We start from the raw sequence: 17716 nt of genomic DNA on the forward strand, positions 1-17716 counted from the left end.
ACAAAGTATTTGTTCAATGGTTTATTCTGTTTTCAAATCACTTTCAATTTTTTTTACTGCATGATGGTAGCTTGCTTTGAGTGCACCTATAGATGTATCTGTGATTTTACTGATTTCTTCATAACTCAAGTCTTCGTAATATTTTAAATTGAAGACCAACCTTTGCTTCTCGGGTAACTTTAGCAACGACTTTTGCAAGATCCTCTGAATTTCATCTCCATCGATCAAGGGTGATTGGTCGATATAGCTCTTCATCGTTTCTTCATGATTTTCTACAGGAAAGAAATATTTCTTTTTTTTCTTTTCAAGAAAATTCAAACTCTCGTTAACAGCAATCCTGTATAACCAAGTATAAAGAGAGGAATTGCTTTGAAAAGAATTGATGTTCCGAAACGCTTTTATAAAGGTGTTTTGCAAGATATCATCTGCATCCTCATGTATGATGACCATCTTCCGAATGATGCTGTAAACTCGTCTTTGGTAGGTTTCCACCAATGTTCGATACCCCTTTTCACGTTGATTGGGGTCTTTGATCATGTTAAGGATGGTGAGATCGCTAAGTGACATCATTGGTAGTTAGACAGCCAAGTTACCAATAAGTTTAAAAATGCTTGTGAAAAAATGTAATTACTCACTCAAATAGGGCTTGAAATAAGTAGTTATGATAACGATGTCAATTTTTGCCGCATAGGCACATAGTTTTTGTATTCCTGGTGAGATGGATATTAATTGAAATGAAATTAATCTATTTCCACTCAATTAAAAAAAATATGGATATACGGAACTTTGCCAATAACATTACAAAATTCCGATTTATCTAACTTCCGATATAAATTGATATTGGATACTTATGGATATTGACCATTAACAACCTGTTGAGCCAATGAATTGAAGTTACTGGCAAAAAAGCGCATAATCAGAAAAAAATGCATTTACTTAAACTCATAAGAACTGCTAGGTTTTTTTCTAAGTATTGGGAAAGTGTGATTAATTCGCACATTTGCAATCTGATCATAAACCTAGCAGGTCAAAAATGGACAATCAAATCTATAATCTAATTCCGATTTCTATCCATAATTCTAAAACCCAAAATCTAATCCTGATAGCTATCGGGACTACTATCAAATCTCCAAAATATAATCCAAAATCCCAGCATTTTTTCCCTTAGGCCTTGTGACTAAAAGTGGGATGCTATCATTCATTTGGATCAATCTCTCAGCCAAACTACCGATAAAAAGAGCAGTGGCCGCTGTTCTTCCTTTGGCGCCAATGATGATACCGTCGGCGTTTATTTCAGATGCCTTACTTAGTATATCTTCCACAGGATCATCGTCTTCATCTTTTGTGTACAAGGGTTTGATATTGATTCCTTTGACATCTATTTTTCTGATGAATTTTTTATAGTTGATTTCTGCATGCATTTCCATGATAGATGCAAATTCTTCATAAGATTTTCCTGTAAAATGGTACCCTGACGGGATAGAAAATACATTTTGACAGTAAATCTTAGCTTTGCCGCCATATTTTTCTGCAATCATGATAGCTTCTTCCATGGCATCTTTAGAATAATCCGAAAAATCACTTGGAACGAGAAGTTTATCAATCTTAGGAACTGCATGTTCGGGGATAATCAAAAGGCTACAGCTTGCTCTTCTAGCGAGCCTCTGAGAAAGCACGCCTGTGCCAGGCAATTGTACTTTTCTACCTACCATGATCATGTCAGCCGACTTTTCATGCGCTAGTTTCAATATTTTCTTAGAAAGCTGTCCTTCTTTGACTACAAATGAAAACTCAATTCCGTCTTGTTTGCCAAAATGTTTGGCTACCAAATCTTTCATTTTTCCTTTGCGCTCATCCACCATATTCTGAATCAAATTGGGGAATTCCTCCAATACTTCTTTAGGAATATTCATGTTCCTAATCACGTTGGTAAAGTAGATTTTTTTTGTCTGATTTACTTGTGCAACAAATGAGGCAAAACGAACTAGCGTATCGTCCAAAGCACTTTGATCTAGGCAAACTATGAGTTTTTTGATTTGATACATGACAAACGAAAATATGATCATGCAAAATTATCGAATTAATTGATGAAATCTCCAGGTTTGAAAAATATTATTTCGTTTTTAATGGATTCACTTTGCTCGATTTCATGACCTAAACCAGAGTATCCGAAATCTTTTGCATTTACTAAATTTAAATTCACTTTAGCTGATTAGAAGGTGAAAATTACAATTATGCACTATTTTCCTGAGGAATGAGGAAATTCCTTTAGTTTTCTGAAAAGGATATGCTCTGAAATTAAACTCCCCTTACATATTTGCGTATATTTGCACAAGGAAGTCGGGTCGCCGACATGTTCAAACTTCACAATTAACAAAAATACCGAGTGAAGCCTCTTTCAAAAACAGGCCTCATTCCTCCCGATAGCTATCGGGACGGAACCTCGTCTCTTCGGAGGCAGGATAACAGTGGAAGTTTGCGATTCTAAGGCAGCTCAAATCTTGTCTATAAAGAGGTTTGTAACACTCTAAGACCTGACTTCTTTTATTTTTTTCATCAACCGATCTCTATTTGGTTTTGCAATATCAAGTAAGAAAATCCCACCTACATACATTGCTGTAAGCAAAAGGATATTTACAACAATGCTCCAAAAGCCATTTGGCATCAATCCAGCACTGAAATAATGCATGATCCATAACAGCCCACTTAATCCAAGAATTTTTAAAATATCGATTGAAAAAGGGTTTAGCTGAAGTCTCTGTCGAATGTAAAGAAACTTGACTAGATTAAAAATAATCATTGCCATAAAAGAAGCCATCGCGGCACCATTGATTCCAAAAATAGGTATCAAAAGCATGTTCAAAACAATAACGGCAATACTCATGATCAGTGTAGCGGTGATGTTGAATACATAATGCTTCGAAAAGACAATAATCTCGCTATTGATTGAAAAAAGGACATCTGTGAGTTTTCCCAAGCCAATCCAAAGGACTACCCATTTTCCCATTTCATATACTGCATTGTTGGGGACATAATGATAGAGGCTGTCTATATTCATCCATATAGCGAAAAAAATAAATGAACAAAGTAGTAGCTGATGAACTGCGACTTCTTTGTAGAGTTTGTCTATTTTGGAAATTTCACCTTTTTCAAAATGCTCTGATACAATAGGCATCACAACTTGCGAAATGGCTCTCCGGGGCATTTCTATTACCACGGCAATCGAAAAAGCTATGGTGTAGATCGCATTGGCATCCAACCCAATCATTGCAGTAACCATGAGGCTGTCTATTTTCATGATCAACATGCTGCCTGTTGTTGCAAGCAGGGTAATCAAGCTGAACTTCATGAAATCTGACAATAAGCCACTTGGGAATGCTTTGAATCTAAATCGTAGCTGAAAAATTTTTTCCTGAATCATATAAACAATCATACCTAACAATGCCAAAAAATAAATCCCTGCCAAGCCCCACATCATTTGGTTGAAATCAATCCATTTTATCAAATAGATAAGTATCAAAACAGCACTTAATAACCTAAGTACGACTTCTCTGAAAAATGCAGGCACAGCTACCTTAAGAAAAGATCTACAGAAAGAATCCAAGATACTGTTCAATACTGCAAATAAGGTGATCAAAATCACAACAGCCAGAAAATCAATGACCTCAGGAGAGTTTTTTGCAAATGTATCTATGATCAAATCTTTGAATAGAAAGAAAATCGCCATCACTACCACAAAGCCAATAATGGCGATCACTAAACTCAAAGTGAAAAAAGAGAATTGATTTTCTTTTACTTTTGGATAGAACCTTGTAATTCCATTGCCTACACCGAGTTGCGCAAAGGGGACGAATAGTAGCCCCATGTCTTGTATGGTGCGAAAAATCCCAATTTGCTCAGGTTGTAACGCATAGGGAAGTAGCCAGAGTACGTTAAAATAGCCAATCAGTACCCCAAGGTATGATGAAAGTGTGGTAAGGATACTTTGCTTGGCGATTTGTTTCATCAGTATGCTAGGATTGACAAAATGTAAATTGTCGATGCTGTTTATTATTCACTCAATACTTTTAGTAAAGCTCGTTTTCTTTTTTCAAAAGTGAAATTGTCAACAATTCGGTTTCTTGCACATGATCTCAGCAGGTTTTGATTGGCAATGGACAAGAAATCCTTAAGTTTAAATTTTAACAAGTTTACATCTTTTTTGGGTAGTATGAGACCTGTTTTCCCAATGATTGTGGGAATATCACCCACTGCCGATCCTATGGGTATACAACCACAAAGCATGGCCTCTGCCAAGGCATTTGGAAATCCTTCAGACATGGAAAGCTGAAGGTAAAATCGGTGTTTGTTAAGTTCTGATTTGAGAGAATCGGCATTTAGCTCTCCTATAAGGTGTATATTTTTTGATTTGCTAGGATAGTTTTGATCACCTACGATGGTGAATGTGCAGTCAGGAAAACTCCCAGCTAGGAATTCAATCAGGTCAATTCCTTTGATCAGTGCCCTTGTAGGATGGGATATTCCTTTGGCGATGGTGATAAATGAATTTGAAGTTCTTTCTTGGCCTAAGTCCTTCCAGAATTCATGATCAAATCCATTATAAATCACTTCAATTGGCGTTTGAAGAGATGGAATAAGGTTCTTAAGCCCTTGCTTCGTGGGAATGTTTTCATCATATTTATAATCATATCCAACCAAAGAATCAGCTACAGGGAGTATCTTAGTACAGTTTTGAAAACTATAGACCGTGGCTTTTCTTAGCCATTTTTTTCTAAAGTTTCCATATTGTATAACAGGCATATTGGTAGCATCTGTACCACCTGATTGGATATATGTTTTGATTCCAAACTTTTGGCCAAACCAGACAGGTAATATGCTGTGGTAGCCCCCAAAAAAGCACAAGTACTTGTTGGTAAATGGTAAGAATAGCAACAATTGAAAGAATTGTAAAAGGAAAAAAAATGGAAGCAAAACTGGTGATTGAGTGAATTTCAAACATTTCACCTTATAAGATTCATGTAGCATTGCTACATCTCTTTGGGTGAAAGCAGTTTCAACTGGATAGATGTATAAAAGCATTAGGGTTTTTCTTTCTGTCAAACACTCAACTTGATGGCTAATCTTTCGAGAAAAACATCCATTTTTTTCCTCAATGTTGTTTTTTCTATCGCTTTGTTTTTTCTGAATATGAAATATTGGTAATCTTTTTCTTCGTAAAAAACACTGTATGTTTTCATTTCTTCCAAGTAGAATCCGAATTGTTGGAGTACACCGATTAGCTTGGAAGTATCTAGTGGCTGATCTATAACTTGAAGTTTTTCAGGCTCATTTTTAATCATCCATTCTAGGAACCTAGGTGAGGGGATGTGAACGAAAATGACTGAGTTTTCATGTGCATGTTTCGCAATATTGGCAAATAAATTTTCATGCTGATCTACAGGAATATGTTCCAAAACATCAGGAAAAACAAAGAAGTCGAAAGACTTGCCATTCTTTTCAAAATCAGACATGTCTGATACTTCAAAACTGAGGTTCTTTTGAGTCGACCACAGTTTTTTTGCTTTTTCTATGCTGATTTTGCTGATATCTACAGAAAGTACATGGCCAGACTTAAGCCTTGAGGCAATCAATTGACTAACTGTACCTATTCCGCAACCAACTTCGAGCACTTTGTGATGTGATTGAAGTCCAGCTTTTATCAGTTTATGAATGATACTCAGATGTCGTGAATTCACACCAGTTTTTTCTTGCTTCTCTGCAAATTGATCATAGAAGCCTTCTACTTTTTCTTTACTGGTGCTCATGATTTTTTCTTTTTGAATTCGAATGCAATGCCTCCTATGAAAATCAAAAGCCAAATATATTGAGCAGCAACATTGATAGGCTTGGTCTTGTAATAACTATCCGGTTCAAAACGCATTTCTACCTTACTGTTTCCAGTTGGAACTTCAATTCCTCTCAATAGATAATTGGTGCGGACGATATCAGTTTCCTGATCATTCACATACGCTTTCCAGCCAGCAGGGTAGTAAATTTCAGAAAATACAACCAAGCCGCCTTTATCGGCATCGACTTCATAGCGTAGAATGTTTGGACTTTGGTGTGTTAGTTTTACTTCTCCAGCGCCCGCTGTAATACTTCCAAATTCTTCTGAATTGATTGTTGCTTCAGCAAGTGTATTGAGTTCTTTGATGAGGCTTATTTCCTCATTGTTTGAGGAGACATTCCTAATGGAGAGTGGCATCCATGCATAGCCATTTGCCATTGGGTTTTCAAAAACAGCATTTTCAGATTGGCCAGCCATGATGTATTTTGTATTGAGCATGTTTAGTGCTGGAATACTTTCAAAATCAAAGTTGCCTTCTTGAGCTTTCTGAATAAATTGGCTCATTTCTGGATGGATAACGTTTTCAATCAGTTCCTGATACCTGCGCATTTTTGCACCATGGTATCCACCAATGCTATTGAAGAAATAAGATGTTCTGGCATCATTGAACGGGTTTCCTAAGTTTAAAACTCTGAAATAACCTTGATCTTTGAGGATCACCTTATCAGCTGGGCTTGGTGAAAAGAATTGAGCCGATGGGTTGTATTCGAATGCATCGGCATTCAAATATCGCTTATTGATCAGCCAAAGGTCCAAAGTCAATAATAAAGATATTCCTAGTCCCACTACAGGAATGGAAAGTTTCTCTTTCAATGCTGCCCAAATCAAAGCACCTGATAAGGTGATGAAAATAAAACTTTTGAAAGCACTTCCCCTAAGCATAGCTTTACGGTCATCTTGAATGGATCCAATAAGCCAATCCGGAAGATTTGTGTCAGCAGGTGAACGAAATCCAAAAATACCAGCAACCAAGGCAAAGAGTAAAGCCACTCCAGCAGTACAACCAAGTGCAATGAGGAGATTTTTGATAGTTTTATTATTTGATGGATTGGTAAAAAGCTGTTCTAATCCTAACGTTCCGAGCAAAGGAATAGAAAATAGGGCTATGCACAATGCCATAGATACAGCCCTGAATTTATTGTAACCAGGAAGGTAATCAAATATTGCATAGTTCAACCATTCCAAGTTTTTTCCCCATGCTAGAATTAATGAGATCACAGTTAGACTCAAGAATGCATACTTGTAATGTTTTGGTGCATAAATCAGCCCTAGAACAAAAAGAAAAATCATAATAGCTCCTCCATAGATAGGTCCTCCTGTACCAGGCTGATCTCCCCAATAAGTAGGCGCACCTTCTACAAATCCTCTGATTTGAGCATTGTCAACACCATTTGCTCTTAGAGCTTTTTCAGTATTTGAATCCTTACCCAGTGCTTCTCTGCTTCCACCACCATAGAAATATGGAATCAGGAGGGTAAAAGTTTCTCCCTTTCCTTGCGACCAATTGAAAGCATACTCTTTGTCCAATCCCTTGGCTCCATCGGTGGAGTTATTCAAATTAGAAGGTCCTCTTGTCGAATATTGGCCGTATTCATAGACGCTTAAAAATCTACTGATGTTGCCACCCACTGCGATAACAGTTCCTAAGACCAAAATAGCTGCAACTTTTGCAAAATCTGGTAAAGCTTTGGCTTTAATGTATTGATAAAGCACTGCTATCAAATAAACTACAACGATGATCACCGTATAATAGGTGATTTGAATATGATTGAATTTCAACTGTAGCAAAAGTCCAAGGGTGAAAATTCCAAGACCTAATAGTTTTTTGTTGTGAAATGCCAAGTGTATCCCTGCAAGAATAAGTGGGATTAAACAAATCGCCCAGATTTTGGCATTGTGTCCCGCATCTATGCTGATGATATGGAAAGAATTGAAAGCAAATGCAATGGCACCAATGATCGAAAATTCAGGCCGAACTTTGAAACTCAAAAGAAGGATATACATAGCCACCATTCCGAAAAATATGGAATTGATAGGGTGGGGAAGTCCCAATGTCAAAACTTTGAGGATATAGTTGGTGATGTCACCAGCTATTTCAAAACTCACCAAATATGCAGGCATCCCACCAAACATGCTATTTGACCACAATGCTTCCTCCCCTGTTTGTGCACGATGATCTAAGATTTCTTTTGCACCACCTTCCCATTGGAGGATGTCGTTCTGAAAGATAATTTTCCCTTCAAATACTGCTGGAGAAAAATAAAAAAGGGTGATGAGATAAAATACAGCTATGCTGATCAGGTGAGGCAGAATATTTTTTTTCAGGTTGTTTGACATTTCTTTCTGTTACATTTCTGATAATCTCTGCAAAATAAACAAATAAAAGCATTGTTCGGGCTAAAAATGTAGATATACTGAAAAGCAATCAGTTGGACTGCTCTTTTTATTCTGACATTCAAAAGCTTGGAACTGTCTACCCTTTTCACAAATAAATTCCTATTTTTGCACAAAATAGAATAGACAGCATGTTTGATAATCTTAGTTTAAAATTAGATAAAGCTTTTAAGACCCTAAAGGGTACTGGGAAAATTACGGAGATCAACGTAGCTACTACGGTCAAGGAAATCAGAAGAGCTTTGATCGATGCTGACGTCAACTATAAAGTTGCAAAAGAAGTCACAGACACCATCAAGGAAGAAGCTCTTGGTAAGGATGTACTGATATCAGTATCACCGGGTCAATTGTTGGTCAAAATCACGCAGGATGAGTTGACCAAATTGATGGGAGGGACCAAAGTAGATGTCAACATCAAAGGAGATCCAGCAGTAGTTTTGATTTCTGGTTTGCAAGGATCAGGTAAGACGACTTTTTCGGGCAAGTTTGCTAGCTATCTTAAGAAACAAGGTCGTCAAGTATTGCTTGTGGCATGTGATATATATCGCCCCGCTGCGATAGACCAATTGAAGGTATTGGGAGAGCAGATAGGGGTAGAGGTGTATGCAGAGCCAGAGAATAAAAATGCACTTCAAATTGCTGACAATGCGATAGCTTATGCTAAGAAGACTGGTAAAAAGACTGTAATCGTCGATACAGCTGGTCGACTTGCAGTAGATGAGCAGATGATGAAAGAAATAGAGGCTTTGAAAAAGGCTCTAAATCCTTCAGAGACCCTGTTTGTGGTAGATTCCATGACTGGACAAGACGCTGTGAACACCGCAAAGACTTTCGATGAAAGATTGAATTTTGATGGAGTTGTATTGACTAAGTTAGATGGTGATACAAGAGGTGGTGCTGCAATCTCTATTCGTCACGTTGTCAACAAGCCAATTAAATTTATCTCCACAGGAGAAAAAATGGAGAATTTGGATGTTTTTCACCCAGATAGGATGGCACAGAGAATTCTCGGAATGGGTGATGTGATCTCATTGGTGGAGCGAGCACAGCAGACATTTGATGAAGATGAAGCCAAAAGAATCAACGCTAAAATCCGTAAAAATCAGTTCAATTTCGATGATTTTCTCTCTCAACTTGAGCAGATCAAGAAGATGGGAAATATCAAAGATCTTATGGGGATGATTCCTGGTATGGGCAAAGCCATGAAGGGATTGGATATTGATGATGATTCATTCAAACCAATAGAAGCGATTATCAGAAGTATGACACCATATGAGCGTGAAAATCCCGATGTTATTGATGGAAGCCGCAGAAAAAGATTGGCCAATGGAAGTGGTAGATCTATCACTGAAGTCAACAATCTTTTGAAGCAATTTGGAGATATGCGAAAGCTAATGAAGCAAATGAATAAAATGGGAGGGGCACAAAAGGCATTGGGTAACATCATGCCTAAGATGGGCAGAAGGTAAGCTATTTAGCAATTTTCTTTTATAAGAAAAAAAGGCTGTTACGAAAAAGTAACAGCCTTTTTTGATGAATTTTTCAAACTAGAGATTATTTTACTTTTATCACAAATGTTTTCTAAAAAGTAAAATCCGAAAAAGTGATTTTCTACATTTACTCCAGAGTAAGTATTTATTCAAACAAAAGTAAACTACTGCATTAATATCCTTTAATATCTAATATCAATTAATATCTGAATCTTGAAAACTCCCTAAGAAATTTTGTTTACTTGGATATTTGTGAATGTACATATCAAAAAATACAATTTATTTTAAGCTGAAGTAAAACACAGGCTTCATCAACTTTCTTATCCCAATCCATACCTTTTGCCCGGTTTTGCTCTGATCAATCCTTCAAATTCTAAACTTAATAGTTTGGAGGCTAATTCTGAGATGTTTAGTTCAGTCTGAAGAGACAGTTGGTCTATATCGAGTTCTCCTTTTTCTTTTAATATATTCAGTATAAGTTGATCTTCTTTGGGCAGTTGTGACCAGGCCTTTTCTTTAGTGAATTTGCTTGTCTGTGGGTCTTCTTTTGACCAAGAGAGTGCCTCCTCTATATCAGATACCCCCGTGTAGATGCTTGCTTTCATTTTGCTGATCAATTTATTGCATCCTTCACTATGTGGAGATTGGAGGTTGCCAGGTACTGCAAACACTTCTTTGTTGTACCCATAAGCTATTTCAGCTGTGATCAATGCACCTCCTTTGATGGCAGCTTCTACTACCACAATCGCATCAGATAGTCCAGCAATAAGCCGGTTTCTTTGAGGGAAGTTACTGGGGTGCATCGTAGATCCCGGCAAATACTCACTTGCTAGCCCGCCAGAATGACACATTTCTTTAGCAATACTGGCATGAGCAGATGGATAGATTTTGTCTACTGAAGACCCCATGAAAGCTATAGTAGGCAAATCAAGCTGAAGTGCTGCTCTATGAGCTTCGATATCTATACCATATGCTAGACCACTGATAATGGTAGGTTTATAGGGTGCTAGATCTTCAATGATCTTTCTGGTGACTGATTTTCCATATTCTGTGCAAGTTCTAGTCCCCACTATTCCTACACTTCGAGTGGGATTGAGGTCGCATTTGCCTTTTTTGAACATTATAAGCGGAAAATCATCAATATTTTTTAACCTCAGAGGATAATCATCACTTGAGAAAGAAATGATTCCTATATCCTTTTTGATACATTGACTAATGATTTGATCAGCTTTAGGAAGGTTGTCCTCAAACTGCTTTCTTATCTCAATGATAGACGAACTTATCCTACTGATCTTTGAAGCTTTTCCTTTTGTAATATCAAGAAAACCTTTAGCACTTCCTGCGTGCGCAAGAATGCTTCTAAATACAGCAGGGCCTATTTTTGGGACCAGACTTAATGCCAGTTCATACTTTAGATTTTCACTCGGGTTTGACATGCATGGTATCCCTGATATTTACTAAAAATTTCTTTATTTGATGTAGCTTGTCTATCATCTGCACTTTATCAAAAACTTTCGATTGATCTTTTTTGATCGCTTCTTGTGCACCTTGTAAAGTAAACCCTTTTACTTTTACCAATTGATAGATGTACCTGATTTTTTCAATATCCTCTTTTGTAAATCTACGGTTGCCTTTTTTATCCTTTTTGGGGTTGATCATTTCAAACTCCCCTTCCCAATACCTGATCAATGAAGGAGCTACCTTAAAAATAGCAGCAACCTCACCTATTGAAAAATACTTTTTCTCTATATCTCTTTCTTTATAGGGCACCGTATAGATATTTTTAAATTTTAAATAATTCTTATCCTATAAAAGCTTCTAAAAATCAACGCTTCTACAATGACTTTTATTGAATTTATATTTTCTTATGATCAAAATTAACATTTTTTTCTTTTTGAAGAAAAATTTTACCGATTAAGGCCAATTTCATTTTTTTGTATTAGAAGATTAGATAAATGTCTCATAAAACCTTATATTTTCAATTAAAATAAAATAATCACGCTAAATCAATGGCATTCTACAGGTATATAATTCTTATTTTAATGTTCCATTGTCTAGCGTTTACCCACTTTTGTAATGCTCAGATAAGTACTGTAGGTAAAGAGTTTTGGGTCGGATTTATGGAAAATCATGGATCTGGAAATGCTTTAGATATTGGAATGATAGTCATAACTGCCTCAGAAGATGCAGTGGGCGTCATTTCCTATTCAGGAAGGTCTGTCAATTTTAATATCCGCTCTGGTGAACAATTTATTCATCGTATAACGAATGTGGATATTTTGCATAGGACCTCTGGCGTAGTTGAGCAAAAAGGAGTTTTTATTCAATCTTCAGGTAAAATTTCTGTTTATGCTTTCAATGAGAGAATAAGAAGTGCAGATGGTACAGTAGTATTACCTGCAAATGCATTAGGCAAAGATTATATAATCACATCCTATTTTGAAGTAAGTGACACGAGAATCACAAATGTCAATTATCCGAACCTATTGGGGACTGTAATTGACAGCTATGAGTCTACCATGCTTGTTGTGGCAGTGGAAAACAATACGAGAGTAGAAATCATCCCAACAGCCAATACTACCTCAGGACAAATCCAAGGAGTACCTTTCGAGATTACCTTGAATTCGGGACAATCTTACCAGTTGAAAGCAAATCAAGACCTAACAGGAACACGAGTAAAAGTAATAGGGGCAAATGTAAATGACTGTAAAAATATTGCTGTTTTTGAAGGGAATAAATATACTTGTATAGGTAATTGTGGACTTGCAGGGGATCACCTATTTCAGCAATCTTACCCTATCAATACATGGGGGTCTGAGTTTCTTCATGTACCATTTACAGGAAGGACATCAGGAGAATTGCTGAAAATCATCGCGTCAGAGCCAAACACAGTGGTGACAATCAATGGAAACGTAGCGGGAACAATAGGAACTGGTCAATTTATTGCAAGGAATTTCTCACATACAGAGACTGCAGCCATTACGGCAAACAAACCGATTTCTGTGACAAGTTTTGCTAAAAGTATGGATTGTAATCTCCCCGGGTTCAATTCGGGTATGGGAGACCCCTTCATGCTAACTTATAGCCCAAATCAGCAACTCTTACGTCAAGTTACTTTTAACGCCATAAATCTACCTGTTATTGCATCCCATTATGTAAATATCATTGTTGGGTCTGGCTCTGTAGGCAAGACTTTCTTGGATGGACAAGGTATCGGTGGTCAATTTACCGCTTTTCCAAACAATCCAAACTATTCCTATGCTCAAGTAAATATCAATCAAGGGGTTCATAACTTGGTGAACGAAGATGGCTTTATTGGATATGTATATGGCTTTGGAGAGATGGAGTCTTACGGCTATGCAGTAGGGGCGAGTTTGGACAATTTAAATTTTGCAGTGAGTGCAGATTATGGCTTTGAGGTCGAGGGGGAGCAAGTGGCATGTTTAGACTATGAGGGATTGTGGAAGATTGTTCCAGAAAATGAATTGTTTGAATATTTTGTCTGGGATTTTGGTGATGGTTCAGATCAAGTGGAAGGTCAAGAAGTAGCTCACACCTTTTTGAATGAGGGAGTATACGAAGTATTGATAATTGCTTCTTTGAGTCCTGAGAGTTGTGATGGTCAGGAAGAAATAAGGTTTGAAGTAAGGGTAGAGGGTTTTGAGGGTGAGATATCAGGACCTATCAGCGTATGTCCTGATATTGAGGAAATTGAGTATGAGTTTCTGATAGAGAAAGAAATATCCAAAGTGGAGTGGGAAGTAGAAGGTGGAGAAATAATTGAAACTATTGACAACAAAGCGATTGTCAGGTGGGGTGCTGCAAATACAGCTGCTAAACTTTTTGCTAGAGCATATAACTTAGAAGGCTGTCCTGGAAATCAAATTGAATATGATGTAAGGATAAATAATCAAATAGATTCAGGAACAGTTCTCGGTGAAGACGATATTTGTTTTGATGGGATTACTGCTCACACCTACACTGCATCAAATCCCCTTAATGGTAGAGGGTATGAATGGTTTGCCACAAATGGAGAAATTATCGGATCAAATCTTGGACCTGAAGTACAGATCAATTGGATAGAAGAAAATTCTCAAGGATCTGTTTGGTATAGAGAATATAGCTTAATCAATGATGATTGTGAGGGGATCTCAGAGGCCCTTGAAGTGAATGTAGGTCAATTATTTTTAGTAGGTGTAGAAGATATTGTTCATGTTACTTGCTATGGAGAGAGTTCTGGAGAAATTACCATTCAGATTCAAGGAGGTATAGGACCTTATCAATTGGAGTGGAATCATGATAGCAGTTTTAATTCTACGTTGGCTACAGGATTGGCTGCTGGTATCTATGAGGTAAAAGTTACGGATCAAAGTGGGTGTGAAAGAATCATTAGAAATGTTGAAGTTACACAGCCTGATATATTGGAGGTTATGGATATTTCCCTCACTGAAACAAGTTGTTATGGAAGAAGTGATGGTGAAGCCATCCTCACTGTAATGGGAGGGAGTTTACCTTATATCATAAACCACCCACATCAGATGCAGGAAGATAATGTTTTTGTCCTTAGGGACTTAGAAGGGAGGTTGTATGAGCTTGAAGTAGTGGATGCTGAGGGGTGTGTCTTGCCAGTAACTTTCACAATCGACTCTCCAGAACCTTTGGCTGTAGATGTGAGAGTAGAAAAATTTGCATGTCCAGGAGAATCCAATGGAATTCTTAGTGCGTTTCCTTTGGGTGGAGTGGGGCCATTTAGATACTTTTGGAGCTGGGATAATTCCCAAGGCGAGCAAATTTTTGATATCTCTAGAGGGGAGTATGAAGTCACTGTATACGATAGTAGAGATTGTATTGGATATGGTACAGGACAAATGATAGAATCGGATCCTATAGTAAGAATGCCAACTGGCTTTGATCCAAGAGATGGAATACTAGAAGGGGTTTCTAATTGTGAGATATCATATGATCTTTTGATCTATAGCAGATGGGGAGAGTTGATCTACAAAAATAATACTGGGTGGGATGGTCAGATCAATGGCAATGCGGCACCTATTGGATCATATACATTTGTATTGACTTATAATTATATCCTGAATGGGGAGGCCAAAACAGGACAAACTGCTGGAAGCTTCATTTTGGTAAGATAGTTTTTATAAATCCTTGTGAACTTATCTACAGATATTTTTAATATTGTATTCAATTACCTTTTAAACCAAAACATTCAAATGAAGCAAATCTTAATCACCGGGGGTGCAGGCTACATTGGTTCTCACACAGCAGTGGCACTAGTAGAGTCTGGCTATACACCAATCATCATTGACGATTTTTCGAATTCAGAAAAAAGTGCACTTGAAGGATTGAAAAAAATTTTGAACCTAGAAGTGAAAACATACATTGGTGATTGCAGTGACCATGCATTAGTTGAAAAAATTTTTAGCGAAAACGAAATTTCTGGTGTAATACATTTTGCTGCAAGTAAAGCGGTAGGAGAAAGCACTCAAATTCCTTTGAAATATTATGCAAACAATATCGGCTCCTTGCTAGTGATGCTTGAAACGATGAGAAAGTTCGATGTAAAAAATATAGTCTTTTCTTCATCCTGTACAGTTTATGGTCAGCCAGATGAGTTGCCTGTATTGGAAAGTACACCTAGAAAGGATGCTGAAAGTCCTTATGGCAATACAAAAAAAATCTGTGAAGACATACTTCATGATCATGTTAAAAGTAAGTCCGGTGCCAAGATCGTATCATTAAGGTATTTTAATCCTATTGGTGCACATCCCAGTTCAGAGATAGGCGAGTTACCTTTGGGAGTACCTGCTAACTTGATTCCTTTTGTGACTCAAACAGCAGCAGGTTTGAGAGAAAAATTAACAGTATTTGGGGATGATTACAACACCAAGGATGGTACATGCGTGAGAGATTATATACATGTTTTGGATTTAGCAGATGCTCACGTTAAATCTTTAGAATACCTAGATAATCAAGAAGACAATTTTATCGACACTTTCAATGTGGGTACTGGAAATGGTAATACTGTACTCGAGGTAATACAGGCTTTTGAAAAGGTATCAGCAAGAAAACTCAAATATGAATTAGGACCAAGAAGACCGGGTGATATAGAAAAAGTGTGGGCAAATACTGATAAAGTCAATAAAGTACTAGGTTGGAATGCAAAATACAGCTTAGAAGAATCCCTCAGAGATTCATGGAATTGGCAAAAGCGCCTTAGTAATTTATGACAAAGAGGTTGAATCTATCAACTGATACTCTAATACGAGAATACATGTTGATAAGATTCTTTAATTATATTGTGTTGATATTCAAGAATTTAACTTGTTTAAGGATAAATACCTTACATGAAGAAAGAAATTAATTTACAACTCAGTCCGAAAGAAGCTTACGATGATGTTGTGTTTCAAGAAGTAGTAGCGAAAAAACTGGGTCTGAATCTTCGAGAACAGCAATTTGAAGCAAGACAAGTAAAAAGATCCATAGATGCTAGAGGTAGACAGGTTAAGGTGAATGTCTCGGTAGAGGCTTTTATTGATGAACCAGCTACCCCGCTTCTTCATACTTCCAAAGCGTATAAAGATGTAAGTCTTGCAGATCCTATCATCATTGTTGGTGCAGGGCCTGCGGGTCTTTTTGCAGCTTTGAGAGCGATAGAACTGGGAGTGAAGCCCATCTTAATCGAAAGAGGGAAAGATGTAAGGTCAAGGAGAAGAGACCTTGCAGCTATCAACAAAGAACATATTGTCAACCCAGAATCAAATTATTGTTTTGGTGAAGGAGGAGCTGGAACATATTCAGATGGAAAGCTTTATACTAGGTCAAAGAAGAGGGGTGATATTAGGAGAATCATGGAGATTTTTGTAGCTCATGGAGCTACAGAACAGATTTTGGTAGATGCACACCCACATATTGGCACCAACAAGCTACCCAAAATAGTTACTGAACTAAGAGAATCTATCATTCAAGCAGGAGGTGAAGTCTTGTTTGATACCAAAGTGGTGGATTTTATTCTCGATAATAATGAAATGAAAGGTGTGATTACTCAGGATGGAGAGAAGATACATGGAGTAGGGGTGATACTTGCTACTGGACATTCTGCAAGAGATATATTTCAATTGCTACATCGAAAAAAGATATTGATTGAGTCAAAGCCTTTTGCACTTGGAGTTAGAATAGAGCACAGTCAAAATTTAATTGATCAAATCCAATACAATTGCGAAATAGATAGGGGACCTTATTTACCTGCTTCGAGTTATGCTTTGGTTCATCAGACCTATTTTGAACAGAAGCAAAGAGGAGTCTTTTCTTTCTGTATGTGCCCAGGAGGATTTATAGTGCCAGCAGCTACTTCTCCAGGGGAATTGGTGGTGAACGGGATGAGTCCAAGTAGGAGAGATAGTCAGTTTGCAAACTCAGGAATTGTAGTTGCAGTTGAGTTAGAAGATTTACCATCTTATCAAAAATATGGTCCACTCGCAGCTATGGAATTTCAAGCAGAAATAGAAAAGAAAGCTTGGTTATTGGGCGGTCAGTCTCAAGTTGCTCCCGCCCAGCGTATGGTCGATTTTGCCAATAGAAAAGTCAGTACTTCTCTGCTAGATACTTCTTATCAGCCAGGATTGAAATCTATCAATATGCATGATGTATTGCCTCCATTTATCTCCAATCGACTTGCTGACGCATTCCAAGCTTTTGGAAAGAAAATGAAGGGCTACTATACCAATGAATCTCAGTTGATCGGTGTAGAAAGTAGAACTTCATCTCCGGTCAGAATTCCGAGAGTCAAAGAAACATATGAGCATCCTGTTATCAAGCGATTATATCCTTGTGCCGAGGGTGCAGGATATGCAGGAGGAATTGTCTCGGCTGCTATGGATGGAGAGCGATGTGCCGAGCATCTCATTGCGGCTTATGTAAGTAAGGAAATATGAAT

At 37.4% G+C, this 17716-nt stretch carries 12 protein-coding genes; 4 read left to right on the forward strand and 8 right to left on the reverse strand.

Translation table 11 applies throughout. The annotated features are described in order from the left end of the window. Positions 1-21: 21 nt before the first annotated feature. From MM214_RS08525 to MM214_RS08550, 6 genes are all read right to left on the reverse strand, one after another. Positions 22-570, reverse strand: coding sequence for an RNA polymerase sigma factor (locus tag MM214_RS08525; protein ID WP_241294342.1), 549 nt, complete (start codon positions 568-570; stop codon positions 22-24). Between the two features lie 551 nt (positions 571-1121). After that, positions 1122-2045, reverse strand: coding sequence for a universal stress protein (locus MM214_RS08530; protein ID WP_241294344.1), 924 nt, complete (start codon positions 2043-2045; stop codon positions 1122-1124). Between the two features lie 482 nt (positions 2046-2527). After that, the gene (locus tag MM214_RS08535) at positions 2528-4006 is read right to left on the reverse strand and encodes an oligosaccharide flippase family protein (protein ID WP_241294345.1); all 1479 of its coding nucleotides are present in this window, start codon (positions 4004-4006) and stop codon (positions 2528-2530) included. Positions 4007-4050: 44 nt separating this feature from the next. After that, entirely contained in the window at positions 4051-5079 is a 1029-nt protein-coding gene (locus tag MM214_RS08540; RefSeq protein ID WP_241294346.1) for a glycosyltransferase family 4 protein, read from the reverse strand. A gap of 17 nt (positions 5080-5096) precedes the next feature. Then, on the reverse strand, positions 5097-5804 hold the full coding sequence (locus MM214_RS08545) for a class I SAM-dependent methyltransferase (protein ID WP_241294347.1): 708 nt from the start codon (positions 5802-5804) through the stop codon (positions 5097-5099). Further along, positions 5801-8224 (reverse strand): YfhO family protein, encoded by a 2424-nt coding sequence (locus tag MM214_RS08550; RefSeq protein WP_241294348.1) that lies wholly within the window; start codon positions 8222-8224, stop codon positions 5801-5803. The genes MM214_RS08545 and MM214_RS08550 overlap by 4 nt, the downstream gene beginning before the upstream one ends. A gap of 188 nt (positions 8225-8412) precedes the next feature. Here MM214_RS08550 and ffh point away from each other — a divergent pair, with 188 nt between their 5' ends. Beyond that, on the forward strand, positions 8413-9750 hold the full coding sequence (ffh, locus tag MM214_RS08555) for a signal recognition particle protein (RefSeq protein ID WP_241294350.1): 1338 nt from the start codon (positions 8413-8415) through the stop codon (positions 9748-9750). Between the two features lie 341 nt (positions 9751-10091). Here the strand turns inward: ffh and dprA are convergent, their stop codons facing one another. Together dprA and MM214_RS08565 are read right to left on the reverse strand one after the other, a co-directional pair. Next, entirely contained in the window at positions 10092-11207 is a 1116-nt protein-coding gene (gene dprA, locus MM214_RS08560; RefSeq protein ID WP_241294352.1) for a DNA-processing protein DprA, read from the reverse strand. After that, entirely contained in the window at positions 11191-11541 is a 351-nt protein-coding gene (locus tag MM214_RS08565) for a MerR family transcriptional regulator (RefSeq protein WP_241294354.1), read from the reverse strand. Before MM214_RS08565 ends, dprA begins: the two co-directional genes overlap by 17 nt. Before the next feature lie 272 nt (positions 11542-11813). Here MM214_RS08565 and MM214_RS08570 point away from each other — a divergent pair, with 272 nt between their 5' ends. The 3 genes from MM214_RS08570 (at position 11814) to MM214_RS08580 (ending at position 17714) form a co-directional block, all read left to right on the forward strand. After that, on the forward strand, positions 11814-14915 hold the full coding sequence (locus tag MM214_RS08570) for a PKD domain-containing protein (protein ID WP_241294356.1): 3102 nt from the start codon (positions 11814-11816) through the stop codon (positions 14913-14915). Between the two features lie 78 nt (positions 14916-14993). Then, positions 14994-16010 (forward strand): UDP-glucose 4-epimerase GalE, encoded by a 1017-nt coding sequence (galE, locus tag MM214_RS08575; protein WP_241294358.1) that lies wholly within the window; start codon positions 14994-14996, stop codon positions 16008-16010. A gap of 117 nt (positions 16011-16127) precedes the next feature. After that, positions 16128-17714, forward strand: coding sequence for an NAD(P)/FAD-dependent oxidoreductase (locus MM214_RS08580; protein ID WP_241294360.1), 1587 nt, complete (start codon positions 16128-16130; stop codon positions 17712-17714). Positions 17715-17716: the final 2 nt, after the last annotated feature.

This window comes from Belliella kenyensis (assembly GCF_022549675.1).
Classification (GTDB): domain Bacteria; phylum Bacteroidota; class Bacteroidia; order Cytophagales; family Cyclobacteriaceae; genus Belliella; species Belliella kenyensis.

Coding starts and splice junctions, on each gene's coding strand:
- MM214_RS08580 (WP_241294360.1), top strand. CDS start 16,128: ATGAAGAAAGAAATTAATTTACAACTCAGTCCGAAAGAAGCTTACGAT.
- MM214_RS08550 (WP_241294348.1), bottom strand. CDS start 8,224: ATGTCAAACAACCTGAAAAAAAATATTCTGCCTCACCTGATCAGCATA.
- MM214_RS08525 (WP_241294342.1), bottom strand. CDS start 570: ATGATGTCACTTAGCGATCTCACCATCCTTAACATGATCAAAGACCCC.
- dprA (WP_241294352.1), bottom strand. CDS start 11,207: ATGTCAAACCCGAGTGAAAATCTAAAGTATGAACTGGCATTAAGTCTG.
- MM214_RS08545 (WP_241294347.1), bottom strand. CDS start 5,804: ATGAGCACCAGTAAAGAAAAAGTAGAAGGCTTCTATGATCAATTTGCA.
- MM214_RS08535 (WP_241294345.1), bottom strand. CDS start 4,006: ATGAAACAAATCGCCAAGCAAAGTATCCTTACCACACTTTCATCATAC.
- MM214_RS08570 (WP_241294356.1), top strand. CDS start 11,814: ATGTTCCATTGTCTAGCGTTTACCCACTTTTGTAATGCTCAGATAAGT.
- ffh (WP_241294350.1), top strand. CDS start 8,413: ATGTTTGATAATCTTAGTTTAAAATTAGATAAAGCTTTTAAGACCCTA.
- MM214_RS08540 (WP_241294346.1), bottom strand. CDS start 5,079: ATGCTTTTATACATCTATCCAGTTGAAACTGCTTTCACCCAAAGAGAT.
- galE (WP_241294358.1), top strand. CDS start 14,994: ATGAAGCAAATCTTAATCACCGGGGGTGCAGGCTACATTGGTTCTCAC.
- MM214_RS08530 (WP_241294344.1), bottom strand. CDS start 2,045: ATGTATCAAATCAAAAAACTCATAGTTTGCCTAGATCAAAGTGCTTTG.